The sequence below is a fragment of the Neobacillus sp. DFD-2R genome (assembly GCF_057747865.1).
Window position 1 is genome coordinate 3,626,580 of record NZ_CM173228.1, and the last position, 26,033, is coordinate 3,652,612.

Annotated in this window: 23 protein-coding genes and 1 pseudogene; 6 read left to right on the top strand and 18 right to left on the bottom strand. The window is 39.0% G+C overall.

The window, feature by feature from the left end:
* Window positions 1-9: 9 nt before the first annotated feature.
* The 4 genes from AC3ANV_RS18150 to AC3ANV_RS18165 all read right to left on the bottom strand — a co-directional run bounded on the left by AC3ANV_RS18150 (window position 10) and on the right by AC3ANV_RS18165 (window position 3,465).
* Window positions 10-1,188 carry an acyl-CoA dehydrogenase family protein gene (locus AC3ANV_RS18150; protein WP_488310086.1) on the bottom strand — a complete coding sequence of 393 codons (1,179 nt, stop codon included), beginning with the start codon at window positions 1,186-1,188 and terminating at the stop codon, window positions 10-12.
* A gap of 194 nt (window positions 1,189-1,382) precedes the next feature.
* Window positions 1,383-1,754: a DUF3147 family protein gene (locus AC3ANV_RS18155; RefSeq protein ID WP_488310087.1), complete on the bottom strand. Its 372-nt coding sequence runs from the start codon at window positions 1,752-1,754 to the stop codon at window positions 1,383-1,385.
* Window positions 1,755-1,771: 17 nt separating this feature from the next.
* The gene (locus tag AC3ANV_RS18160; protein WP_488310088.1) at window positions 1,772-2,128 is read right to left on the bottom strand and encodes a DUF3147 family protein; all 357 of its coding nucleotides are present in this window, start codon (window positions 2,126-2,128) and stop codon (window positions 1,772-1,774) included.
* Between the two features lie 569 nt (window positions 2,129-2,697).
* Complete coding sequence (locus AC3ANV_RS18165) at window positions 2,698-3,465, bottom strand: SDR family oxidoreductase (RefSeq protein ID WP_488310089.1); 768 nt, start codon at window positions 3,463-3,465, stop codon at window positions 2,698-2,700.
* Between the two features lie 166 nt (window positions 3,466-3,631).
* Between AC3ANV_RS18165 and AC3ANV_RS18170 the strand changes: the two genes are divergently transcribed.
* The 3 genes and pseudogenes from AC3ANV_RS18170 (at window position 3,632) to AC3ANV_RS18180 (ending at window position 5,777) form a co-directional block, all read left to right on the top strand.
* A complete protein-coding gene (locus AC3ANV_RS18170; protein WP_488310090.1) occupies window positions 3,632-4,135 on the top strand; it encodes a GNAT family N-acetyltransferase in 504 nt (167 codons plus the stop codon).
* A 76-nt stretch (window positions 4,136-4,211) separates the two neighbouring features.
* Window positions 4,212-4,478 (top strand): YpbS family protein, encoded by a 267-nt coding sequence (locus tag AC3ANV_RS18175; protein WP_488310091.1) that lies wholly within the window; start codon window positions 4,212-4,214, stop codon window positions 4,476-4,478.
* A gap of 259 nt (window positions 4,479-4,737) precedes the next feature.
* Window positions 4,738-5,777, top strand: a pseudogene (locus AC3ANV_RS18180) (transposase).
* A gap of 275 nt (window positions 5,778-6,052) precedes the next feature.
* On the opposite strand, the gene AC3ANV_RS18185 reads toward AC3ANV_RS18180, so the two are convergent.
* From AC3ANV_RS18185 to AC3ANV_RS18195, 3 genes are all read right to left on the bottom strand, one after another.
* Window positions 6,053-7,963, bottom strand: coding sequence for an APC family permease (locus tag AC3ANV_RS18185; protein WP_488310092.1), 1,911 nt, complete (start codon window positions 7,961-7,963; stop codon window positions 6,053-6,055).
* Window positions 7,964-8,318: 355 nt separating this feature from the next.
* Window positions 8,319-8,915, bottom strand: coding sequence for a hypothetical protein (locus AC3ANV_RS18190; RefSeq protein ID WP_488310093.1), 597 nt, complete (start codon window positions 8,913-8,915; stop codon window positions 8,319-8,321).
* A 135-nt stretch (window positions 8,916-9,050) separates the two neighbouring features.
* Complete coding sequence (locus AC3ANV_RS18195) at window positions 9,051-9,578, bottom strand: RNA polymerase sigma factor SigX (protein ID WP_488310094.1); 528 nt, start codon at window positions 9,576-9,578, stop codon at window positions 9,051-9,053.
* A gap of 226 nt (window positions 9,579-9,804) precedes the next feature.
* On the opposite strand from AC3ANV_RS18195, the gene AC3ANV_RS18200 reads away from it, so the two are divergent.
* Window positions 9,805-11,472, top strand: a complete 1,668-nt coding sequence (locus AC3ANV_RS18200; RefSeq protein WP_488310095.1) for a PAS domain-containing sensor histidine kinase — start codon at window positions 9,805-9,807, stop codon at window positions 11,470-11,472.
* A 47-nt stretch (window positions 11,473-11,519) separates the two neighbouring features.
* On the opposite strand, the gene AC3ANV_RS18205 is transcribed toward AC3ANV_RS18200, so the two are convergent.
* From AC3ANV_RS18205 to AC3ANV_RS18225, 5 genes are all read right to left on the bottom strand, one after another.
* On the bottom strand, window positions 11,520-13,775 hold the full coding sequence (locus AC3ANV_RS18205; protein ID WP_488310096.1) for a molybdopterin oxidoreductase family protein: 2,256 nt from the start codon (window positions 13,773-13,775) through the stop codon (window positions 11,520-11,522).
* Window positions 13,776-13,843: 68 nt separating this feature from the next.
* On the bottom strand, window positions 13,844-14,065 hold the full coding sequence (locus AC3ANV_RS18210) for an alcohol dehydrogenase catalytic domain-containing protein (protein WP_488310097.1): 222 nt from the start codon (window positions 14,063-14,065) through the stop codon (window positions 13,844-13,846).
* Between the two features lie 117 nt (window positions 14,066-14,182).
* Window positions 14,183-15,289 (bottom strand): GerAB/ArcD/ProY family transporter, encoded by a 1,107-nt coding sequence (locus AC3ANV_RS18215; RefSeq protein ID WP_488310098.1) that lies wholly within the window; start codon window positions 15,287-15,289, stop codon window positions 14,183-14,185.
* A gap of 27 nt (window positions 15,290-15,316) precedes the next feature.
* Window positions 15,317-16,525, bottom strand: a complete 1,209-nt coding sequence (locus AC3ANV_RS18220; protein ID WP_488310099.1) for a Ger(x)C family spore germination protein — start codon at window positions 16,523-16,525, stop codon at window positions 15,317-15,319.
* Window positions 16,525-18,132 (bottom strand): spore germination protein, encoded by a 1,608-nt coding sequence (locus AC3ANV_RS18225; protein ID WP_488310100.1) that lies wholly within the window; start codon window positions 18,130-18,132, stop codon window positions 16,525-16,527. Before AC3ANV_RS18225 ends, AC3ANV_RS18220 begins: the two co-directional genes overlap by 1 nt.
* 210 nt (window positions 18,133-18,342) lie before the next feature.
* Between AC3ANV_RS18225 and AC3ANV_RS18230 the strand changes: the two genes are divergently transcribed.
* A complete protein-coding gene (locus AC3ANV_RS18230) occupies window positions 18,343-18,585 on the top strand; it encodes a YczF family membrane protein (protein WP_488310101.1) in 243 nt (80 codons plus the stop codon).
* 84 nt (window positions 18,586-18,669) lie between these two features.
* On the opposite strand, the gene sdaAA is transcribed toward AC3ANV_RS18230, so the two are convergent.
* From sdaAA to AC3ANV_RS18255, 5 genes are all read right to left on the bottom strand, one after another.
* On the bottom strand, window positions 18,670-19,569 hold the full coding sequence (sdaAA, locus tag AC3ANV_RS18235) for an L-serine ammonia-lyase, iron-sulfur-dependent, subunit alpha (protein WP_488310102.1): 900 nt from the start codon (window positions 19,567-19,569) through the stop codon (window positions 18,670-18,672).
* 55 nt (window positions 19,570-19,624) lie between these two features.
* Window positions 19,625-20,284 (bottom strand): L-serine ammonia-lyase, iron-sulfur-dependent subunit beta, encoded by a 660-nt coding sequence (gene sdaAB, locus AC3ANV_RS18240; protein WP_488310103.1) that lies wholly within the window; start codon window positions 20,282-20,284, stop codon window positions 19,625-19,627.
* Window positions 20,285-20,525: 241 nt separating this feature from the next.
* Complete coding sequence (locus AC3ANV_RS18245; protein ID WP_488310104.1) at window positions 20,526-21,923, bottom strand: amino acid permease; 1,398 nt, start codon at window positions 21,921-21,923, stop codon at window positions 20,526-20,528.
* 210 nt (window positions 21,924-22,133) lie between these two features.
* Complete coding sequence (locus tag AC3ANV_RS18250) at window positions 22,134-23,114, bottom strand: L-threonine 3-dehydrogenase (protein ID WP_488310105.1); 981 nt, start codon at window positions 23,112-23,114, stop codon at window positions 22,134-22,136.
* 81 nt (window positions 23,115-23,195) lie between these two features.
* Window positions 23,196-24,386, bottom strand: coding sequence for a glycine C-acetyltransferase (locus AC3ANV_RS18255; protein WP_488310106.1), 1,191 nt, complete (start codon window positions 24,384-24,386; stop codon window positions 23,196-23,198).
* A 681-nt stretch (window positions 24,387-25,067) separates the two neighbouring features.
* On the opposite strand from AC3ANV_RS18255, the gene AC3ANV_RS18260 reads away from it, so the two are divergent.
* A complete protein-coding gene (locus AC3ANV_RS18260) occupies window positions 25,068-25,226 on the top strand; it encodes a hypothetical protein (protein WP_488310107.1) in 159 nt (52 codons plus the stop codon).
* 529 nt (window positions 25,227-25,755) lie between these two features.
* On the opposite strand, the gene AC3ANV_RS18265 is transcribed toward AC3ANV_RS18260, so the two are convergent.
* The gene (locus tag AC3ANV_RS18265) at window positions 25,756-25,917 is read right to left on the bottom strand and encodes a hypothetical protein (RefSeq protein ID WP_488310108.1); all 162 of its coding nucleotides are present in this window, start codon (window positions 25,915-25,917) and stop codon (window positions 25,756-25,758) included.
* Window positions 25,918-26,033: the final 116 nt, after the last annotated feature.

Sequence of the window (26,033 nt, forward strand, 5' to 3'; positions counted from 1 at the left end):
CAAATAAATTTATACGTATTGGCCAACCTTTACATGCCCTTTAATTAGGTTTCGAGAAATAATCATACGCTGAATTTCATCTGTACCATCATATATTCTCCAAAGTCTTGCTTCACGGTACCAGCGTTCAATTGGAAGTTCTCTTGTATAGCCCATACCTCCATGAATCTGCATAACACGATCAACGACCCGATTTCCCATATTTGCACCATATAATTTTGCCATGGAGGCCAGTTGGCGATTATCTTCACCGTTATCAAGAGTAAAGGCAGCATTTAATACTAACCATCTTGCTGCTTCGATTTCTACAGCAGAGTCAGCAATTTGCCATTGGATTGCTTGTCTTTCAGCAATTGGTTTTCCAAAGGTAATCCGTTCTTTGGAATAATCAATCGCCATCTGCAACAAGCGTTCCGCTGCTCCGACGGCTCTGGCACCAACCACCCATCTTGCGAAGCCGATCCATTCCAGACCAAGATTGTAACCCTTGTGTAATTCTCCAAGAATATTTTCCTCAGGAACTCGGACATTATCAAACACTAATCCGGCTGGACCCCATTCTCCCATTGTATGTATATACTCAGATTTCCAGCCCATATCACGGTCAACAATAAAACAGGTTACTCCTTCGCGACCTTGTGTAGATTGATGTCTTTCCTTATCAGTGATTGCAATGGCCATAACAAAGTCCGCTTCGTTTCCTCCGGTGATAAATGTTTTTTCGCCATTTAAGACCCACTCACTACCATCTTTTATAGCCGTCATTTTAATATTTCTTGTATCAGAACCTGCCCCGGGCTCAGTCATCGCAAAGCAAGATTTCTTCTCGCCATTAATAGTTGGAATGAGATATTTTTTCTTCTGCTCTTCGTTCCCATAATAAAGAATATTATCAGCCCCTCCTCCAAACGAAAATGGGACAAATGTCTTGGAAACTTCCATTAACACAATCGCCATCATCATTTGCCCTAGGTCGGCACCACCGTATTCCTCCGGTGTGTTAATTCCCCAGAAACCGGCTTCCTTTGCTTTTAATTGAAGCTCTTTAAGCTTACCCTCGGGTAAACTTGGCTTGCCTTCTCTTTCATTTCTTAAACAATCATTTTCTAATGGAATCAATTCTTTTTCTACAAACCTTCTAATTGTTTTCTGCACCATTTTTTGTTCATCTGTTAAACGCAAATACATACCTTTCACTCCAATCTTATTCTTGTAAACTAGTTATTTTTTCCGCTACAAAAATAATATGTAACTATCCCAGTTAACATACCAACCGGTAGGTACGTTAATTCTATTTTATTCTGAACTTTCAGATAAAACAAGTTTTAATTTACAACATGATTATAAAAAAAATCCTTTGGTTCATACCAAAGGATTTTTTTTTAAATTTGACGAATTGCTTTGTTTAATGCGCGTTCTTTTAAAGTAGAAATGGCAATTGAACTGCCAAGCCAAGCAAGAAGGCCTATTATAATACTAAAGCTCCAATTATTAGTTGTTTCTAATACAAGTAATACGGTAGTTACACAAACCATTCCGCCGATCATCCCATACACTGAGCCCTTAGCAATATTCGTTGCTTTTTTTGTACCTGCAGCAATACCGACCATAATGACTGCCGTTAGCATAACGGCCGGGAATGCAGCAAATATACCGGCTAGAATCTTCCATGGAGAAATGACTGTTATGAGATAGCTTAGTGAGACAGCTGTCCCTCCAAGTAAAAAACGAATAAATAAGTCCTGTTTATTCATGTCGATCACCTTTTTCCTTAATGAGATGTAATATATACGACCACAATTGATACGACAAACCAGCAGGCCATTGAGTGGATAATTCCACGTTTCCAGCCTATCTTTGGAAGCAGGTATCCGGCTAGTATTGCAACCAGAATATTAATTGCCATTCCAAAGATTGCCCCTTTTGAAATGATGATAGAATGTGAAATAAGTTCACCGCCGTGGAAATCGAGACCGATTGTTAACAGGGCTGCTAGATATACAGCTGGAAATGCAGCAAATATTCCCCCTACCCTTTCACCCAGATTCCTAGCAACCAATGTACAAGCAAGTACTGCAGAGCCTCCCATTAGGAATCGAATGATTAGGGCACTTAAAGATAAATGCATAGTTAGTTCGCCTCTTTTTTTATGTTTGTGCTCTTTTTCACAAACTATTTTTATATAGCTATTTTACCTCAAATAGAATGGAACGCCTGTGAACTTTTTATTAATGTTTTTGAAACGGTTTCATAAAAAAACTCACCAAATTGGTAACGTGTTCACTTGTGTGGTACAAAACTGTAAATCTCAAGTAGATTCTCAGAACTAATCACAAACTTTTCACCAAGGAAAACGCATTATTATACGCAAAAAGAATGACTCTAACTTCTCCGAGCCATTCTTTCTATTATGCTATTTTTAGATAGATTGTTGTTTTTAAGAACTGCCCTAATCTTAACCGCTTTACTTTTGAACAGTCTTATAATGGGCAAGCCCGTAATGTGACTGGGAGCTTTTGTCCTGTCTGAATTAGCCTCGGATTCGGACTATCACTGGCAATTTCCTACTTGCCCTGTCCGAATGACCCTCGCATTTGCTTAAAAAAAATCATCAATATGTTCAAATCCTCGGTTGAATTCATACCTTAAATCACTTCAAATTCACATCCTGTTACCAAATTGGCGAGTTTTTTCAAATTAACTCAAAAAATCCGGATTCCTTTTTATAAAACCCTCCCAAGCCATCTTGACATCTTGCAAATTTTCCTCCCTTGGTGCATTTAACCGTTTTTCCGTATCGCCATAGCCAATTTCAAGGTCTCCCTTTTCAAAGCCTAGAAAAATCGTATCGGCAAAGTCATTCAATGGTGCCCCAAAAGTATGTAATCCGATACCGCCTAAATCTGTGTTCACCGCCGGCGGCAAGACCTCGACAACCTTAATGCTTGTGTTTGCTAATTGGTGTCGTAACGATATTGTAAAGGAATGTAGTGCTGCTTTTGTTGCGCTATAAACAGGTACCCATACACCCGGCATGATTGCCAGGCCTGAAGAAACATTGATGATCGCCCCATCCTTTTGTTTCTTTAGGTGTGGAATAAATAGCATGGATAAATGTATCGGGCCGTCGACATTAATCGAGATTTCATTTCGGTAATAATCCCAGTCACTACTTGCATTTTGCAGGTTTACTCTTTGTTGAATGCCTGCATTATTCACCAGCATATTTAATTGTGGAAATTTATTTGTTACCCAGTCAAAAAGCGATTTACGTTCGTTTTCATTCGCAACATCACAAACCCTGATATGGAGGTTCGGAAACTTTTCCTTCGCTTCTTTTAATTTTTCTTCACGGCGGCCCACAACGATTACTTCATTGCCCCTGTCTAAAAAGCGCTCAGCAAAGGCCAAACCAATCCCAGAAGCACCACCGGTAATTAATATTGTGTTTCCTGACATTTTCATAAGATTTCCTCCTATCCTTAAAATGAAATTCTATTCCTTATTTTAAACATGCATTCTTAGAATCTACAAATAGGAAATAATGATTCAAACTCTTATTGAAATTATTTGAATTGAAAGTTAAGATGAAAACTAGCAGAATAACGAACAAAAAGGATGTCGAACAAACATGTATGAGGATATTACAATTAGGGATGCAGTGTTAAATGATTTACCAACTATCGTTGATATTTACAATTCGACAATTCCCAGCAGGATGGTGACTGCCGATACAGAGCCTGTTTCCGTTAAAAGCCGTGAACAATGGTTTAACGTCCATTCACCCGCTGACCGACCATTATGGGTGGTAGAAAATCAGGTGGAAATTTGCGCTTGGGTAAGTTTTCAATCTTTCTATGGAAGACCGGCGTATCATGCAACAGCCGAAATCAGTATTTATATTCACCGGGAATATCGAGGGAAGAATCTTGGTAAATATCTCATTCAAAAAGCGATTGATGCCTGTCCAAAGCTTGGAATAAAATCATTGCTTGGATTTATTTTTGGTCATAATGAGCCCAGCATTAAGCTATTCAATAGTTTTGGATTTGAAGAATGGGCACGCCTTCCAAATGTAGCAGAATTAGATGGAATCGAAAGAGATTTACTGATTCTTGGAAAAAGAATTTGGTAATCATCATGATAAAGAAATTCATAAATATATGATAAGATAGTAGGAAAATATGCAACAATGAAAAGGAGAACTGACTATGAGTGTACATAAAGCTATTACCCGGCATGTTAATAAACAAAACCATAGAATCAACGACTTTTTAGCACTGGATCAACAAAGAGAATATTATATTGAAGAAGCATTAGAATTATGCAGGCAAGGAAAAGCATTTTCAACAGCGAAAATTAATGAAGTTACCAATCAAATCAATGAGCTTGCAAAACAAGGAATTATCCCCTCTCGAAAGCAAGTGACCAATGAGATGATCCAAGAATATGCCTCTAAATTAAAGGAATCTAACTAAAACAAAAAAGAGCAGCGGATTCCCGCTGCTCAGGCTGTCGAAAAACCTTCGGCAGCCTCTTGTTTATTTATTTGCATTAACAATTCACCGCGTTAATTCGTTATAATATTATTGGTATATAGGCTTTTAAACAGGTCTGTTGATTGGCGCTCCAGGCACTTCGCTTTCCGCGGGCGTGCCTTCCGCGCCAATCAACAGAGTGTTTTCAATAAAGACCTCCAACTAATCTAATAAATAATTAAAATAAGTGGTGAAATCAATGTTTAAGCCAAAAGAGTCTAGCCAAAGTGAATTTGAATTTGTATCTATTGATGAATTGGTACCTGATGACCATCTTCTTCGTTTGATTGATAAATATATTGATTTTTCGTTTCTTCTTGAAAAGATCCGTCCTTATTACAGCGATGATAATGGACGCCCTACTGATCCCTTTATTCTTTTTAAAATGATGTTTATTGGTTATATTTACGGCATTTGTTCTGAACGTCAACTAGAAAGGGAAATAAGAACAAACGTTGCCTACCGCTGGTTTTTAGGTCTGAAATTCAAGGACCCAGTACCTCATCACTCTACGATTAGCTGGAATCGTCAACACCGTTATAAGGATACAAATATTTTTTAGGAGATTTTTGATGAGATTGTTCTTCTTGCAATGAGTCACAAGATGGTGGTCGGTCGTGTTTTATTTACGGATTCAACTCATTTAAAGGCAAATGCAAATAAAAATAAGTATACAAAACAAGAAGTGGAAGCGGATACTCGAGAATATTTTGAAGACTTAAACAAGGCAATAGAAGAGGATAGAATTAAATACGGAAAAAAGCCATTAAAAGAAAAGGAGGAAGTAAAAGAGATTAAGGAAATTAGAGTCAGTACAACAGACCCTGAATGTGGTTTTATGTCCCGTGAAAATAAGCAGGAAATGTTCTGTTATCTCGATCACCGGACTACTGATATGAAATTTAACATTATTACTGATGTATTCGTTACTCCTGGAAATGCACACGCTCAAAAAATAAAGTAAAAGTTGTAACACGACATGTATGGGAGGAGCACAAGGAAAAGGTAAGGTTAAATCGCTTATCTAAATCGGGAAAAATGCTTTATAAATTTAGAAAGGAAAAAATTGAGCGAAGCTTCGCAGACTCAAAAGAGCTGCACGGGCTTCGCTACTGCCGGTTACGGGGATTGAAGAATGCAAGTGAACAGGCTCTTCTAACTGCAGCCTGCCAAAATATAAAAAAGATTGCAATACACTTAGCAAGGTTAGAAAAAGTGTGTTGCAATACTTTAGGTTGATTTGCCTCCCTGTTGATTGGAGCGGAGGGCACTCGACTCCTGCGGGATACAGAGGTCACTGGAGACCCCGCAGGCGCCAAAAGCGCCGAGGAGGCTCCAGGACCTCCCCGCGGAAAGCGAGTGCCCGGAGCGGTAATCAACAGGCACATTAGCAGGGAGAATCAATAAATTTGGTATTTAGATTCTGACAAAATTAGATTCTGACAAAATAAAAAATTGCAGAGAAAAATACCCTTTCTCGACAATCTGAGCAGCGGATTCCCGCTGCTTTTTCCTTATTTTTTCAAATGATAGGGAACTGTTGTTATCACAACATCCTTATGTCTAAACAACCAAAAACGTAGTAATAATGCTGTTTGGTTGTGTAATAAATTATGCCACCACTTTTTCGGGATAAATTGCGGAATGACTATCTGGATAAGTCCATTGAACCCTTCTTTTTCCTCGATGACATGGATTAACCTTGAAAGAGGTTCTAAAACCGACCGATACTTGCTTTTCAATGTCACTAATCGGCACGGTGTCCCCCACTCTGCCCATTTTTCCTCCATATTATGAATGGCATCATCATCAAATCCAACATATACAGCAATTAGTTCATCCTGTGAAATACTTTTTGCAAAAGAAAGAGTATTATTTACTACTCTATGAACACCCGAAACTAAAACCATTGTCATGACCTTATTTGTTTCAGGATGAGTTTTATTCACATCAATTTTCAACTCATTTGAAATGGTTCGATAATGTTTTTGGATCGATATCGATAACATAATGATCGTCGGAATAACAATGATCACAATCCAGGCACCGCTTGTAAATTTCGTAACGGCAAAAATAATCGCAACGATTGTAGTAATAACGCCTCCGGCCGTATTGACTCCTAATTTCACTTTCCAATGCGGTCCTTTTTCCCGTTTCCACCGTTTCATTAGCCCGAATTGAGCAATTGAGAATGATAGGAAAACTCCGATGGCATATAAAGGTATCAACGCATTGGTATGTGCTTTAAAGGCGATAATAAGTAAGCTTGCTGATGCCGCAAGTGAAATAATTCCATTCGAATATCCCAGGCGGTCCCCACGGTTCGTAAATCCTCGCGGCAAAAAGCCATCTGCCGCTACAATTGCTGCTAACTGTGAAAAACCTGTAAAAGTGGAATTTGCCGCCAAAATGAGGACAATAAACGTAAACCAAATGATGAGTTGATATAAAATTCCATGACCAAAATAAATAGCGGTAATTTGCGAAAGCATCGTATTATGTAAATTCGGTGAAATACCCTGCACGTAGAGATGATAAGAAAATCCTAATAAGGTTATAGAAGTAACTGCACCTAATGCAATATACGTTTTAATGGCGTTTTTCTGCTGGGGCTCCCTGAAAATCGGTACAGAATTAGAAATCGTTTCAATTCCTGTTAATGCAGAACAGGCTGAACTAAATGCCTTTAATAAAAGTAAAGTAGTCAATCCTTTTGGGACTGTTCCAAATGGAGGAGTAGAAGCCTGTGCAAATCCATGTTTAAACTCATGAAAAAACCCTGTAACAATTAAGAGAAGCATACAGAACATAAATCCAATTGTCGGCCAGGCAAATATTTTGGCAGATTCGGCAACCCCCCTTAAATTGACAACTAATAAAATAAACACACAAAGGATAGCTAGAACTGTTTCATAGGGTCCAACGACCGGATAAGCGGAAGTCACCGCTTCTAATGCAGCCGAAACGGAAACCGCCACGGTTAAAATGTAATCAACTAATAAAGAACTTGAAGCAATTAATGAAACCCATTTCTGATTATAATTATCTTTTGCAATCGCATAGGCACCGCCGCCATTCGGATAAGCTATGATTCCCATAATATATGAAACAATTAAAATAAAGAGAAGAATAATTGTTGAAATGGTTATCGGAATGATAAACCATTTGGCTCCCGATCCAAGTCCGATCAGTTCAGTTATCCCTGATTCAGGTCCATAGGATACAGAAGAGTATAAATCCGCCGCGAGTATCGGTAAAGCAATAAACCATAGCAATTTATTGTGTTTTGCATTCAATTCTGCTGTCCTCATAGGTCTCCCAATCAGGATTCGTTTAACACTATTAAAATTTGATATTGAATACCAAATAGCGATTAAAGACACAATAAATAAAATTATTTCAAGTAGGTCAGATGGGTGTTTCATAATAAATCCCTTCTTTTTTTAAATAAGGCTATTTTCGCATAGATTGTTGTTTTTCGTATAAGTTTATCAACCCGTATAATTAGAAGCTTCGTGGCATCTTTTCGTAAGAACATTTGCGAAAATTGCCTAGAAACTTAGTAAATGAACTTTATTAAGCTTCAAAAGCAACAAAGTTTACGAAAAGAGCCTTAAATAAAAACCACCATGCTTTACCTGATTTATACCATGTAATATATACTCATCAAAAGTAATTGTAAAGAAATTTAAGTTTTATTATTTTGTAAAAAAAAGAACGTCTCATAAATCAAAATGAGCGTTCTCAAATAGGCTTTCTATTCAAAGAAAGCCGGCAAGGCTACATGGACAAACTCGCATTTCTGCTGTTGTTCTTTGCCTGAACCATCGGTAATCCGCAAAAAACAAACCCAAGCCCGGTAAAGGCAGCGCCAATTGCTTCTATCCACAAATGCGCAGCACTTACAAAACTGGCAATTACAAATATTAAGGTTCCTAAAATTAAAAATAAACCGGCACGTCTTGATAATTTTTTCGTTAAAACGGTTGTAATACCAATAAGAATCATGCCTATAACAAAGAGAAGCGGCCCAATTGAAAAAATTAGATTGGAGATAGGTGCTTGGAAAACCAGGTCAGTATTTACCCCTGAAAAACCGGCAATCTCAACGAAAACGATTCCGGAAACAAATGAAGTTCCTAAAATGCTCAGAACCAGTCCGATCAATCCGAGAGATTTTGATTCTGTTGCCTGTTCTATATATATAGCGAATAGGGCAAATATTACGATTAAATGAGCTGCCAAAACAAAACTACTTCCTAAAATGGTACCTTCGTTGGATTCTCCGAAAAGGTTTACAAAATGGGCAATAAAAAGTAAAAGACCTGAAAGAATGCATGACCAGCCACCGAAAGTTCTGAATGAAATTGGTAACATTTATTTCCCTCCAAAAGATAACTTCTAACTTTGGATGAAAGTCCTGATGCCAATTTTATTTTACCGGATTTTTCGATTTAATATAATATTTAGAATAGTTTATATTTTTAATGATTATAAATGACAAATTTATTTTTACACAGCCCTTTCATTTCTCTCGGCAGATTCCATAAGAATCCTTAAATGTTTGATTGCACGATGCTGTGTTGTTTTAACTTTACTTTCCTTCCATCCTAATACCTTTGCCGCTTCAATAATGGAAAGTTCCTGAATAAAACGAAGGTTAATCACACATCTTTGGTCCATTGTGCATTTTTCAAGGCATCGGACCATCAATTTAATCTCTTCCCTCTGAAAAGTGATTTCATCAGGCAAAGGTGACTCATCCTTCATTTGTAAGGCAGGATGTTCAAATGTATCGACTATCCGCTGTTTCCACCCTTTTTGTTTTCGAAAAAAATCAATGGCAACATTTCTGGCAATGGCAAATAGCCATGTTTTCTCACTGCTTTCACCTTTAAATTGCTGATAAGATTTTAAAACCCGGATATATACCTCCTGTACAAGGTCCTCTGCATGTTCTCGGTTATGAATCATAAAGTAGATAAAATTAAATAGATCCTGATGATATTTTTTATATAAGTCATTAAACATCTGTTCCACTGATTATTTCACCTCTTAAAAATTCATCACGCGATGACACGAAAGGCATTTACTCCTATTTTCTATCATATTAAACTTAATTCTTTCTTAAATTCATAGGAATTTAAGATTTCCAGTAAAGCATTATTCCAAAAGGAGGCAAAATCTTGTACTATATGTATTGAAATGTTTTTTCACTCTAATTATTATGGAAAGATAAATTTCTTAAAAGAACAGGAGATAACTTATGAAGAAAAAAAAGCTAGTATTCCTGTACTTTATAGCTAGTATTTTTTGGATATATGGAACAAATTTTTTGATTGAGCAGTTTATCCCTTCATCACTTGTTTACATTGTTGAGCGATCGAAGGAGATATTCTATGTGTTAGTTACCGGTGGAGTCATATATTTTTCCATTAACAAAACGGAAGAATTACACGCTTCTCAAAAAGATGAAAAACGGCTTTCAACTTTAATCAATTCTATGGTTGATTTTGTTAACTTCAAAGATGGTGAAGGCAGATGGATTGAAGCCAATGAGTTCGGGTTACAATTATTTCAGCTTGAAGGCGTTGATTTCAGAGGAAAAAAAGACTCGGAATTAGCGGAGTATACCGATTTTTATGCTGATGCGCTTCGCTACTGCGAAATTTCAGATGAAGAAACATGGAAAAATGGTAAGGTCACACACTGTGAAGAAATTCTTCCCGTGCCCGATGGATCAACCAAGATTTTTGATACTATTAAAGTGCCTCTTTTTCATGATGATGGCAGCCGTCAAGGTTTAGTCATTATTGGCAGGGATATTACTTACAGAAAAAATATGGCAAGGCAACTAGCGGAAAGCCAGCAGCAATACAAGTCATTATTTGAATTCAATCCGGATATCGTCTATATGCTCGATTTAAATGGTGTAATAACCAATTTGAACCCGCAATTTAAATTGACTACAGGGTATAATCCGGATGAGTTTATTGGTAAAAACATTGCCGGATTTGTTCCGGAAGACCAAAAAAAAGAAGTTCTAAAATTAATTTCAACGGTTCTTACTGATAAAAAATCGTGCATTTATGAAATCGATTTAATGCACGCAAATGGAAGTTACATTACTATTCATTGTACATCCCTCCCAATTGTTGTTGATGAACAAATTGCCGGAATTATTGGCTATGGAAGAGATATAACAACATTAAGGCAAACGGAGGAGCGTCTAAGAAGGACTGAAAAACTCTCTGTCGTCGGAGAACTTTCAGCTAGTGTAGCTCATGAAATACGAAATCCCCTTACCTCATTAAAGGGATTTGTACAGATATTGCAAGTAGAAGATGAAAAGCACCAATATTATTATCAAATCATGTTAGATGAATTAAATCGAATTAATCACATTGTTGGCGAACTATTACTTTTAGCTAAACCACAACATTTGAAATATACAAAAGCGGATATACAAAAATTATTGTTCGATGTCATCTCATTGTTAAGCACGGAAGCAAGCCTTTATAATGTTCAAATTGAATTCTTTTCTCCGAATAAGGAAATTTTGATTGAATGTGAACCGAATCAGTTGAAACAATTATTTATTAATGTAATTAAAAATGCCATTGAAGCGGCCAAAAGCGCCGGGTCCATTTGGATTACTCTTGATCCATTAGAAAATGATCGTATTTCGATTACCGTTAAGGACAATGGCTGTGGAATTTCCAAAGAACGATTAACCAGAATCGGCGAACCTTTTTACTCTTCAAAAGAAAAAGGTACCGGCTTAGGTTTAACGGTCAGTTTTAAAATTGTCGAATCCCATAACGGAACAATCCAATTTGACAGTGAAATAAATCAAGGAACATCTGTTCAGATTGAATTGCCTGTACAACAAGGCCGTTCCGGTGCTAATGTTCATTCAAAATATGCTGTATAAAGAAAAACCTGCATTTATTTTCAAAAATGCAGGTTTTTTACTTTATTTTATATTACCTTTTTAATCTCTACCGGCACCCCATTAAGTACCGCATTGCCTGATAAAGCATCTATCACTTGTTCATCTGTTAAAAGATTGACATTTACACCGGAATGCTCGTTTGCTACCTGGAGACGAGTACCTGGAAGGCTGTGGCCCCATCCATGCGGCAGACTAACCGTACCGGGCATGATATCATCCGTGACCTGTACGGATACTTCAATCTTACCCGTGCGGGATTGTACCATTGCTTTATCACTATTTAACAGTCCAAGTCTTTCAGCATCGATTGGATGGATCCATAGGGTACAGCGGTTTTCACCCTTAACCAATACAGGAAGATTGTGAAGCCAGGAATTATTACTTCGCAGGTCTCTTCTCCCGACTAAAAGGAATGTTTCAGTGTTCGATTTCAACGTTTGACGTAGACGAACAACGTCTTTTACTAATAAAGGGGAAGCCAATTCGATTTTTCCCGAGGGAGTTTGCAGAATGTCCTGAATTCTTGGTTGAAGAGCCCCCAGATCTATTCCATGTGGATTAGACTCGAGGACAGAAAGACTTAATCCTTTAGGATTAAGTCCGAAATGATCACCATACGGTCCCACCCGAAGGTAAAAATCAAGGAAACGCTCCGGGCCTTTTCGATCATTTAACATTGCCAAAACCACTTTGACATCTTGTTCATAGATAGGAGAATCAGGGTTCTTAATCTCATGTTTTATAAGTTCTGCTATCGCTAATTCGTCCAATTCCCTCCCGGGTTTTCCTTCGGTTATTTTATCACTGACAGCTGCAGATAAATGAAGGAAAATATCCGATTCATCCATTTGCTCAGGCGGCAAACTAAAAACCGGAGGAGAATAATGAGCAATATTTCGAATAGCAAGACTATAAAAAGTAATATCATAGTGTGATCTTTCTAATGGTGAGGGAACAGGAAGTATGACATGGGCGTGGCGTGTTGTTTCATTTTGATAACAATCGATGCTGACCATAAAATCCACTTTTTCTAGAGCTTCTTGAAGACGGTTGCTATTGGGTACAGATAATGCCGGATTTCCTGCTATTGTTATAAAGGCCTTTATTTGTCCACGACCCGGGGTTTGTATTTCTTCTGCCAGACAGGCTGCCGGTAATTCCCCTAATACCTCCGGTAATTCTCTTACTCTGCTTTGAAAGCGGTTATATTTTATGTTACGGGTTTTTCTAAAAAGTGCCCGTCTAGTCGCAGGATTTGGAAACATGACACCGCCTTGACAATCCAAATTGCCGGTTAAGACATTTAATACATCCACTAACCAACTATTCATCGTACCAAATGGCTGTGTACAAGTGCCCATCCGCCCATATACAATCGCCCTAGGGGTCTCGGCTAATTCTCGTGCCAATCGCCGGATTTCTCCTGCAGTAATTCCACATTTTGAGGTTACAACTTCAGGTGCAAAATCGCGGGAAAGGGTTTTCATTTCTTCAACACCATTAATCATTCCGTTCAACTTTCCAAGGTGCACCAAATGTTCCTCAAAAAGAGTATGGATGAGTCCAAAAAGAAACAAAGCATCTGTTCCAGGTCGAATAAAATGATGTTCATCCGCAAGATGCGCTGTAACGGTACGAACGGGATCAATAATAACAAGCTTCCCTCCGCGATCTTGAAGAGCTTTTATCCGTCCTCTCATATTTGGCCCCGTCATTAGACTGCCATTAGAGGCCAAAGGATTGGCACCAATCATTAGAAAATAATCGGTATGATCAATATCCGGGATTGGAAGATTTGCCTCGCTTCCAAACATAATTTCGGAGGAGAGCTGTTTTGGAATCTGATCCAATGTACTGGCAGAGAAGATGCTTTTACTTCCTAACGCCCGCAAAAAAATAGGTCCATATAACATCCCGCCTAAATTATGGACGCTGGGGTTTCCTAAATAAACCCCTACCGCATTCCTGCCAAACTCTTCGATAATCGGCATTAGTCCTTTCCTAACCGCAGCGAAGGCTTCATCCCATGATACTTCCTGCCATTCAGCTCCACGTCGAATCATCGGTTTTCGAATTCGGTCAGGTTCTGAATGCAGTTCTTTTAAACTATATCCTTTCGGACACAAATAGCCCTTGCTAAACGGATCAAGTTTATCCCCTTTTATGTTAACAACTTCCCGCTCTTGTGTATGAATTTCTAAACCACAGGTTGCCTCGCACAATGGGCAAGTACGATAGCTTATATTTTTGGATGAATTCATGTTTGTCTCGTTTTTAATCAAAAAAATCACTCTCCCCTTATCATAACTCATGATATTTTTACGGAATAAGTACCAATTTCCCAGTCGTCTTACGCGCTTCCAGAAATTATGCCGGCTACTTCAGCACCCGGAATATAGGGAAGAGAAGTTTTCGTCAGATACTGACCATATCTGCGAGCCGTATCTGCAAAATTTACACCGGCAGTCTTCACTTTCACCAATACACCCCCTGGCTTAATGGGGGGTATTTGGACGTCTACAAATTGTAACACTTCAGGTTTTCCATATTCAGTAAATTGAATTGCTTTCATTCATTCTCCACTCCTTTTTACAGCCACAAATACTGACTGGTTAGTATGTAATGATTATATGATTAATTATTAGATTATTCAAATACTTTCGATGCTTTTTCATAAAGAAAACTCGTCTCATGACGAGCTTGTTTGTTTTTTTCTATTACGAAAAAAAGCAATAATCAGTAAAAAGCATGGGAGGATGATTTGAAAAGGCCAATGCAAATAAATTGTAACAATTTCCAGCCCTTCTTTAATGTGTTCAGCATAGTTTGAAGCAATTGTCATCGATGAAATTAAAATGAGCAGACCAATAGGAAAACCGAGCGTTCTCTGGTTTTTTAACTTGAAGATATCAGCAGAACCGGCTAGCGCAGCATAATAGAAGAGCGAAACTTTAAAAAATCCGCCAATCACTAAATAAAGCATAAAAAAGACATCAAGACGTTCAATAAAATCGGCCAATTGAATTTTGCCTATGGTGCTTAAAAGCGGAAAATTAGATCGGACAAAAAGATCAACCCCTAATGCTGTAATATTTACCACGGCTGTAATACTGATATTAATGCCACTTAATATTATCCCTCCAACACAAACGAGTTTTACTTTTTTAGGATCGTTAACATACGGGAACAGCATCGTAAAGACTATCATTTCTCCAAATGGAAAAGTAAACGTTTCGGTAAGAAACGTTTTCATCACTGGTTTCCATCCATTTTCCAGTACCGGCTGAAGATTTTCAAAATGGATTAAACCTGAAAAAACGATTAAGAGCATTCCTAATATTGCCATAAAATAGACAATCCCGAAATAAAGCTCTCCCATTCTTGCAATTACTTCAAAGCCTTTATGAACACCATAAATAATTGTCAGAATCATCAGGGTATCGATAATAAAAATCGGCGTACTGGAGTAGATAGTCGTTGTTAATAGTTCACCAAAATCACGCAATACTCTGGATGCACAGTAAATAAAATAGATGATATATAATATCCCGATAAAACTTCCGACCCATTTCCCGGTTATTTTTTGCAAATAACCGGTTAAGGGGATATCCGGATAATATTTAAACAGTCGGTAGTAAACGAGGAAGATACATACTCCTGCCGTCATCCCCAATAAAATTGCTATCCAAGCGTCCTGTTTCGCTCCTGCTCCGAGCCCTACCAGTATGGCACTGCCCATTTCAAACAGGACTACTAAGACAAACAACTGGGATGGATTTATTTTTGCTTTTTCCATACACTACACTTCCACCTTCAACGAGGGTTATTTATTAATATCAGACCAAAACGGCTTAGTCCGTACTCCTTCCCTGCGAATATAGGAGTTTACCTTAACGTTTACTTCAAGGTCCGCAAATTGTTCATTCCAATTCCCTTTAATCTTCTTCCAAAGCTTTGGATCCGCACGATGAACCTTTTCACCAAATCCAAAAATATCACTCTTAAATCTTTTGGCTGAATTTACTGTTGCAAGAATTTCCTTCTTAATTTCTTTTTCGACGAGTTTATCTATTTTTCCGATTACGCTTGGGTCAGTCAAATCGATTGCTGTATTTGCTTCATCAATCCAGCCTTCGTCTTCGATGGCTACCTGAATACTTGGTTTTCCATTTTTCGTGCTGGCTGAGACATTGGTTTTCGTTCTAATGGTAACGAAGCTGAGAGCATTTTTTTTCTTATTCCACATTATGCTTATATTGGTGCTCTTCACCTTATCCAAAATCCAAACAACTCCACGTGCCTTCTTATTATCAATCCAGCCTTTTAATTTTCCGCCATTGAAAATGGCAATGCCGCTTGCTTCAAGAACTGCATCAGTCGTTGTTTTTTGTAGATTATCTGATTTCCTTGCTTCCGATTTTTTACCTGAAAGGCTATATCCGCTTATCGCCGGTTGTTTCCCTTTACTTAATACTCCGTTTAGAAAATCATCTATATTTACCACCATATTTTCTCCGAGCATGCTTTCTGTTGTTTTGAGCTCTTTAGTAATCTTATTAACCGGTATTTTATCTAAGATAGTGAGGGCCGTTACAATATCCTCTGCAGAAGACTTCCTACTAATTACAATCACGGTAGTCGTTCTAAATTCCGGATCCCGCTCTAAGGCATCAAAGATATTCAACATATCACTACTTTTTGCAACTTTTTCATTTATAACCAGCAAATTGGTATGCGCATAATATAAGCGGCGTGAAACATTTTTTGTTGCATTTCTGGCAGCCTCCGTCAATGTATCACCGGAGCTTTTATAGACTCCAATCGGCAGTCCCTGGCCTCCCACACCTTGTGCCGATGAAACATTTCCAGGGATAACAATTTGAAACGAAACATCAAACTTCTTGTTTTTGCCTTTATCAATTCCCATTGCTGTAACAAATGCCAAGTCAGTTAATTCCTTTTGATTCCAGCAGGAGCTTAAGATAGGTAAGGTTAGTAAAATGAGTAAAAGCGTTACTAAACATTTTTTCATCACTTTTCACCTTTTGTTTGCTGATCATCCGTTTGGTCAGGCGGACCCGGCTTTTGATTATCCCCTGTTCTTGCTAAATTTCCTTTACTTATAAACATGGGCCGATTTTTCATCGACCATATTGGAAAGCGAACAAAAATATCTTGTTGGCTTTTAATATTAAATGGAGCTAAAGGCATCATGTATGGAATCCCAAATGAACGTAAGGAACATAAATGGATAGTCATAAACATAAGGCCTAACATAACTCCATAAAAGCCTAAAATCGTAGACAATCCCATCAGCACAAAGCGAAGCAATCTCGCCGCAATGGCCATGGCAAAAACGGGCGTTGAAAAATTCGCAATCGCCGTGATTGAAACAACGATAACCATTACGGGTGAGACAAAACCGGCCTGGACCGCAGCCTGCCCGATTACGAGTGCCCCGACGATGGAAACGGCCTGGCCCACTGCCCGCGGAAGTCTTAACCCGGCCTCCCTTAAAATTTCAAATGTAACCTCCATAATTAACGCCTCGATAAAAGCAGGAAACGGAACATTTTCACGTTGTGCCGCAATCGCTATCGCCATCGTTGTCGGAATCATCTCCTGATGGAAAGTCGTAGCCGCGATATATACAGCTGGACCAATCAAAGCGATAAAAAACGATAGAATCCTTAATAAGCGAATTCCCGTTGAAATATCAAAACGGGAATAGTAATCATCCGGGGCCTGGAAAAACTGGATAAAAAGAGCCGGTGCTGTTAATACAAACGGTGTCCCATCCACGATAATGGCAATTCTCCCCTCCAATAAATGAGAAGTTACGATATCAGGCCGTTCTGAATGATAGGTAGTGGGAAATGTTGTCCATGTTTGGTCTTCAATCAATTGCTCAATATATCCGGAACCAAGTATGGAATCAATTTCAATTCGGTTTAATCGCTCTTTGATTTCCGTTACGATTTTATCATTGGCGATTCCTTTGATATACATGATGGCAATATCGGTTTGTGACACAGTACCGATTTTCATCGATTCAAGCCAAAGATTGGGGCTTTTTATGCGCCGCCGTATTAATGCCGTATTTGTACGGAGGGTTTCCGTAAACGAGTCCTTTGGACCGCGTATTGCTAATTGGGTGGATGGTTCGGTAATCGCCCGCTTTTCCCACCCCTTTGTTTCTACCCCAAGTGCTTTATTATATCCATCTAAAAAAATAACCGTATTTCCTGAGAGCAACCCATCATATACCTGATTCCAATTATGAATAGGCTCAACATTCCCTAAACCGGTTGCTAACTCAGCCATCAATTGGAAGGAGTCTATTTGATGATTTCGATCATTTTCCGTAATCGTTTCCAGAAAAAAATCGGAAATCATATGATTATCAGCTAATCCATCAACATAAACAATCGTTCCGTTAAACTGGCAAAATGAGATTTCACGAAAAGATATATCAGTACTGTTTCCGAATTCTTCTTTTATTCGAGAGATATTATCTTTATAATCCCTAAGTATTGGCAAATCCTCGGGTTTTTGCGGATCTTGCTGCTGCCTAACATTATCGTTCTGTCCTTTTTTTTGTTTTTGTTTCTTTTTCAATATATTAGACAAAATCGACACAATTTCCGCCTCACTTCGAAAAGAATTTAAATTTCACCCAATAATGGTTAGAATACCCAAGGGATTAAAACTTATCCAAATTCAACCAAGTTTATGAATTGTATACGTCAACATTACTTAAAAAATCAAAACAAACTGGTAAAAAGGAATATGAATAAAGATTTTTAAGAATAGAACACTATAGATAATGTTGATTCGAGGGTGACGCGATTGAAAATATTTTTAATAACGATTTTATTAGCTTCTATTCTATTTTCCCTGATCATTGGTCTTGACCTTATAATGGGAATTAGCGGATTAAGCCTACACAGTATCATTCGGAAAGCAGTAAATCCTTTCCAAGTTATGGAACCATCAGAATACATTATTTTATTTCTATTTCTCCTTTTTTTCATCCTTGAATCCATTGGTGCCTATCTTAATAAAAAGAAGGGAAATAATTCTTCTAATTGAACTGGGATCGGTCAAATTGTTTGGTCTTTCGCCGCACACCAATAAATTAAGCTGCCTGGAATGACCGGCAGCTTTTTGAAGTAGTTATACTAAATAATCAATCAATCTTTGCTTAGGCTGACCAAAAATTTCCGCTGCAAGCCTCCGTCCGGTCGGGGTAGCCGCAAGTCCGCCTTCAGCTGTTTCCCTTAAAGGAGCCGGCATTGTCTGTCCGATGGCATACATGGCTCCAATGACTTCGTCACATGGAATCCTGCTGGTTATCCCTGCAAGGGCCATATCGGCTGCTGTCAAAGCATTCGATGCACCCATTGCATTCCGTTTCACGCAAGGTACCTCAACCAGGCCGGCAACCGGGTCGCAAACAAGACCCAGCATATTTTTCAAGGTGATGGCCATTGCTTCTGCTGATTGCTTAGGCGTACCGCCAGCCATTTCGACGATTGCGGCTGCTGCCATACCTGAAGCCGAACCTACCTCTGCCTGGCAACCCCCTGCAGCCCCTGAAATGGATGCATTGTTTGCAACGACAAATCCATACGCCGCTGCCGTAAATAAAAATTCAATCATTTCCTGCCTAGTTGGATTGAGTTTTTCCTTTACCGCAAATAATGTACCCGGGACAACTCCAGCTGAACCGGCAGTTGGCGTGGCACAAATGATGCCCATTGCGGCATTGACTTCATTCGTGGCAACCGCTTTGCTCACCGCATCCAACAGCAATGTGCCCGAAAGGGACTTTCCGCTCTGAATATAGTTTTGCAGCAATACTGCATCCCCGCCAGTGAGTCCTGTGCGTGATTTTACTCCATTTAAGCCCCGTTCGATAGCCCGTTCCATTACCGTCAGGTTTTGATCCATTTTGGCCATCACTTCTTCACGGAAAAGGCCAGTAACTTCCATTTCCTGCCGAATCATGATTTCGGCAATTTTAACCTGATGTTGTTCCGCCAGCGAAACAAGTTCAGCTACATTACGAAACATAGCATTTCCCCCTGCTGTTTTCTATTAATTTTATGTTCGTTCCCGAAAACACCTATTATTCAGCCATACGAATTACACTTAAAACGTTATCAAGCTTTTGCAGCTCGCCTATCACCCGGTCATCTATCTTTTCATCGGCCTCAATGACCATAATTGCCATGTCGCCTTTATCTTTCCTGGACACTTCCATATGGCTGATGTTTATTTCATTTTGCGAAAGAATGGTTGATACAGAGCTGATTACTCCAAAACGGTCATTATGAATAACCAGTATGGCGGGGTCACCCGATAATTTTAGTTTGAACGAATTGATTTCAGTTATTTCAATGGCTCCTCCGCCAATGGAGATACCGATAATCTCCAATTCTTTTTCTTCATCAAAAAGATTAATCTTTACTGTGTTTGGATGTTCTGTAACGGCTTCCTCCTCATGAAAGATAACCTCCATACCCAATTGTTCCGCTATTTCCAATGCGTCGGGTATCCGCTCGTCGAACGTATCAAAATCCAATAAGCCCGCAACAAGAGCCAAGTCTGTTCCATGTCCTTTATAAGTTTTTGCAAATGAGCCGTAAAGCGAGAGGACAGCTTTTTTTGGCTGGCTCTCGAACAGGGTTCGGGCAACGCGGCCAATCCGGACTGCACCGGCTGTATGTGAACTGGATGGCCCAATCATAATCGGACCAATGATTTCAAATGCTGATCGATACTTCATTGTTTTCACCTGAGTTCTATAATTAAGATTCTCTGCATAGTTGTTACGTTTCATTCTTAGCATGCAGCCTTTTAAAAAAACTCGCCGATTGGCGAGCCCCTTAGGGCAAAGACAGAGGCGTAGTTGCACTTATGCATTAGGAAATAAAAATAGGGACAACTGATGAAAACTGTCCCTATTAATTGTTTCTTATATTAATAGTTTCCTTATACCTTTCGTTTCTCCCACACAGATCAGGAGTTTAGAGCGCTTTCCTTTCGGTTAGATCCTCTGCTTGAAGCTCCTTAGTTACACGCTTGTTTATTCCGAAAGCATAATAGCTGATTGCCACAATAGCCAGGAACACAATACCCGCAATCAGTGATACACGAGTGTCGTCATTGAACCACATACCGATAAGCACCGCTACCAGATAGCCAATTGTCAGGTAATTAGTAACCGGTGCAAAAGGCATTTTGAATGGATGGCTGGCCATTTTTGCAGCATGGACTTTCCTGAACTTGGTTTGGCTGATCAAGATGACAAACCAAGGAACCATCCCAGGAAGAACACTTGAAGCATAGACGTACACAAACAGTTTTTCCGGTGCAATATAACTTAAAACTACTCCAACGCCAAGGCCGAATAGTACGCCAATTGTACCGAATAGAGGCACCCCGTTACTCGAAACCTTCGCAAACGCTTTGGGAGCCTGTCCATTGACTCCAAGAGTATAAAGCATGCGCCCTGCGCTGTAGATACCGCTGTTGCAGCCAGACATCGCTGCAGTGATAACAACAAAGTTAATGATTCCGGCTGCAGCTGTAATACCGATTTTTGCAAAAGTTGCTACGAACGGGCTTCCGAGAGAAGTCAATTGATCCCAAGGATAAACTGTGACAATAACAAAAATTGCGCCAATATAGAAAACGAGGATACGCCAAATTGTACTTTGAATCGCGTTCCTTATTGTTTTCTGAGGATCTTTCGCTTCACCAGCCGTAATTCCGATAAGCTCCACACCTTGATAAGCACCAACAACGAGTGATAGGGCAAAGAGGAATCCTTTCACTCCTCCAGTAAAGAAGCCGCCATTTTTCCAGAGGTTTGATAGGCCGATCGCTTCTCCTCCGTTGCCAATGCCGAAGAAAATAAGGCCGAAACCTGCAACAATCATCAATACAATTGTAACTACTTTTATCAAAGCAAACCAAAATTCGAATTCACCAAATGATTTAACAGAAATAAAGTTTGCTGTCCCAAGGATAACCATTGCGATAAGGCCTGGAATCCATGCAGGAAGATCCGGATACCAATAATGCATATATGTGCCGATCGCGATAACTTCCGCCATGCCGACAACTACCCACTGGAACCAGTTGCTCCAGGCAGTCATATATCCCGCTATTGGATGGATATACTTATAGCCAAATGTTGCGAATGAACCTGTACTTGGTTCCAAATAAAGCATTTCACCCATGGCGCGCATAATCAAATATAGAAAAACCCCTGTAATTGCATAAGCGAGCATTACGGATGGACCCGTCCAGCCTATCGTGCTGGAAGATCCCATAAATAGACCTACACCAATCGTTCCGCCCAAAGCAATCATCTGAATATGGCGTGAACTTAAGCCCCTACTCAATTCCTTGTTTGCCATTTTATTTCCTCCTTTGCACTGCTTATTGTCAAATTTAAAGCAAGATACATATACATCCTTTGCACATACTTATGTTAGTGCAAGGACAACCTACAATAACATAATTCCCACGAAGTAGTCCACCCGAAAAATACAATTGTCTTTTTTAAATAGATAGATTATAATAGTTTGGTAGACGGAAGCTTATTCCCTTTACCCGGTTTTCAGAAATTAAAAGGCTAATGCAAGCTCTCTAAAAGGAATGCCTAATTTCTCTGATAAATTTTCCAGCATATCTTTTGTCATACGATCCAGGTCGTATTTTGGATTGAAATCCCATTCTTCACGTGCGGCAGAGGCATCAATGCTATTTGGCCATGAGTTTGCAATACCTTGTCGTACAGAGTCAACATGGTATGAGATTTCAAATTCAGGAATGAATTTCCTAATCGATGCAGCAATTTGTTCCGGATCAAAGCTCATCGCAGTGATGTTAAATGCATTGCGGTGCTTCAATCGTGAAGGGTCAGCCTCCATCAATTGAATGATTGCTTCGATTGCATCTGGCATATACATCATGTCCATATAGGTTCCTTTGCCAATGAAAGATGTATATTTCTTGTTTTTAAGAGCTTCATAGTAAATATCTACTGCATAGTCGGTTGTTCCCCCACCTGGAAGAGTCTTGTACGAAATCAGACCAGGGAACCTTACTCCGCGTGCGTCTACACCGAATTTAGTGAAATAGTAGTCGCAAAGTAATTCTCCGGCAACCTTAGTAACACCATACATAGTGGTTGGCCTTTGAACCGTATCCTGAGGTGTCATTTCTGCCGGTGTTTCCGGTCCGAAAGCAGCGATGGAGCTCGGTGTAAAGAGTTTTAGGTTTAGCTCACGGGAAACTTCAAGTGCGTTCATAAGACCGCCCATATTCAGGTCCCATGCGAATTTTGGTTTTGTTTCTCCCACTGCCGACAGTAGGGCCGCAAGATGGATAAGGGTGTCGACTTTATATTCTTGGCAAAGGCCAAGCATTGCTTCGTAATCCATCACATCAAGGATTTCAAATGTACCTCCTTCGATGACTGGATTGCCTTCAATACGGCGGATGTCTGTTGCAACAACGTTTTCTGTTCCGTACACTTCCCTGAGACGGTGTGTCAATTCAGAACCGATTTGGCCTAGACTGCCAGTAATAAGAATTTTTTTCATATGACGGGACCTCCTGAGGTTTCTTCTATCATTTTTCAACTGATGGAAGTATTCTGTTATTCTTTGTAAAATTTTAAACGATTAGATAATAGACAATTCTTTGCCTATTTTTTCATAGACTGCCAGAACCTCATCCAGCATTTCCTTGGTATGCGCTGCAGTAGGCATATTCCTTACCCTGCCTGTACCTCTAGGAACTGTTGGGAAGGTAATCGATTTTGCGTAAACGCCTTCTTCCATCAGCCTGCGCGAAAATAATTGTGTCAGATCTTCTTTTCCGATGATGCATGGGGTAATTGGTGTTTCGGAATGGCCAATATCGAAGCCAAGGTTCTTTAATCCTTCTTTTAGATACCTTCCGTTTTCCCAAAGCTTTTCAACTTTTTCTGTCGATTCGGTCATGATATTGATAGCTTCGATACATGCCGCCGCATCTCCCGGAGTCAATGAGGTTGAAAACAGGAAAGGACGTGCACGGACTTTCAGCCAGTCAATCAGCTGCTCTGTACCTGCGACATATCCGCCTACGACACCAATCGCTTTTGAAAGGGTCCCAATCTGTAAGTCAATTCGGTCTGAGAGGCCAAAATGCTTAACCGTACCAGCACCGTTACCCATTACACCGGAGCCATGAGCATCATCTACATACGTGATTAACCCAAACTCATCAGCAATTTCGACGATTTCAGGAAGCTTTGCTACATCACCGTCCATTGAAAAAACTCCGTCTGTGATGTACATGACTTTTTCGTATAAACCGCTTTCAACTGTCTCTTTCGCTACTCGACGCAAATCGTCCATGTCCTGGTGCTTGATGCGGATAATTTTCGCTCCTGACAATCTGCACCCATCAATAATCGATGCATGGTTCAATTCATCGGAGAGAATTGCATCCTTCTTTGTCATCAGGGCTGAAATGGCACCCATGTTACAATTGAACCCGGATTGGAAGGCAATCGCAGCTTCGGTATGCTTGAACTTGGCAATGGTTTTCTCCAATTGATTATGGATTGCCAATGTACCATTGATTGTACGGACCGCACCGGCCCCCAACCCATACTCTTCGATTGCTTCATACGCTTTTTGCTTCATTCTTTCATTATTGGCAAGGCCAAGATAGTTATTGGATGACATATTGATTAATGATTTGCCATTGATGGTAACTATAGGGCCGTTTGGTCCTTCTACAGTGTCAATGACATTGTAGAGGCCGTTTTCCCGCAACTCGTTCAGTTGGGGTGTTAAGAAGTCCTTTAAAACCTTTTTTGCCAAAATAATTCCTCCTTTTAAATTACTTCACTCAGTTTCTTCACATAACACCTACTCGTGTTTTTTCATCGGGAAATTTATTTTAAAATCAACCGATTTGAAAGCGATTTCAAATTAGTGCCAAAAAAAAAGCAATTATATCTCGATAAATAATTACTCCGAAATTTTTCAATCCTACTTTTGAACGCATGATGTTATGCTATGGAATTGGAAGTGTAATAATACGCTGGTTTAGTTGATCCTTCTCTCAACCATATTCGGAATATATAGATTCATATATTTCAGTGCTATTCTATAATTATGTTGAAAAACTGTCAATACTGTTTAGAAAAAACTAATCATTCTGAGTATTGCCCTCCGTCAAATGCAGTGCTGCTTTCGTTAGATTCTTCTGACTTTAGAGGACCTCCAGTATTTCCTAATCATAGTAATCCCCTATCACCTCCCTAATTCTTCCATATAAAAGTTTTTTATATACCATTATAATCTTTTAGCATTTTATTTATTTCCATTTTTGCATTATCATTGTCTGTAGCAATTAATAATTAATTCTTCAAAGCTTGGATTGGGACTTCATTAACCTAAATCATCCTTAAGGTTTAAACACATCATATGTTATTTTTAGGCGAATTTTTAGATGTCCTGTCTGCTGGACAGAAATAACTTAAATTTGGAGGAATTTTCATGTGGATTATAACTCGTTTTTTAGATTCAAATATTTCTATGTTTGAATTCGAAACTGAAGAAGAAGCAAGAGAGGCTCTCAAAAACATGAAGGGCTGTAAAATTCTTTCTGAAGTTGTATACTTCAATGATCCTTGTTTTCAGCAGGAAGCGGCTTAAGATATTTGCATTCTAATGAAAGGATTGGAGAAAACTTCGACCCATTCTTTAAGTGTATTATACTGCGGTTTCATTGGTGAAAAGCTTATGATTAATGGTAAGATTTCACCTGTGATTTACAGTTTTGCACCTCAAAAGTAAACCCGTTATTTTAAATTGTAAACCAATTTGTTAAGGGAATGTAAAGAATTTTCCTATTCTTCTAGAATCTGTTTATCAAAAAAAGAGAGACTCAAATTCTGAGTCTCATTACCCTATTAACAAACGAACATTTTCTATTTCAATTTCAGTATTTTCATATTGACTTTGATTTGTTTTTGCACGTAATTCAACAGATAAATCTTGGTGTGGGTCTTGAACAAAATTGAGCTTTGTATCTCCACTCCACTTTCAATTAGACCATGTTTCATTTCATCAAGACAGTCGGTGAATAAACATAATCCAAAAATCCCGCGTTTTCCATTATTATACTTTTGAACCCACTCTTTTTTCCTTCCGCCGCCATCTTTCTTTTTTAAATAGGGAAGCTCTAAGTATTGATCGCCAACCCAAAGATTTCCACTTTAAATCCCTCCGTCGCTTTTCGCCTTCCAGGTTCAAATGGGATTCCGTATTCATCAAATTTCTCTTTTAAAAACTTCATCTTTTCCTGATCATGGTCAATATGCATCACAAAATGGTCTAACCGCAACAAGATACACACCTTCTCTTGTTAAAAATGGAATTAATACCCTTAATAGTAAAATTATACTCCATTTTTAAAAAAACGGGAATTATTAACTCGGAAAATAAGACTATAAAGACAAA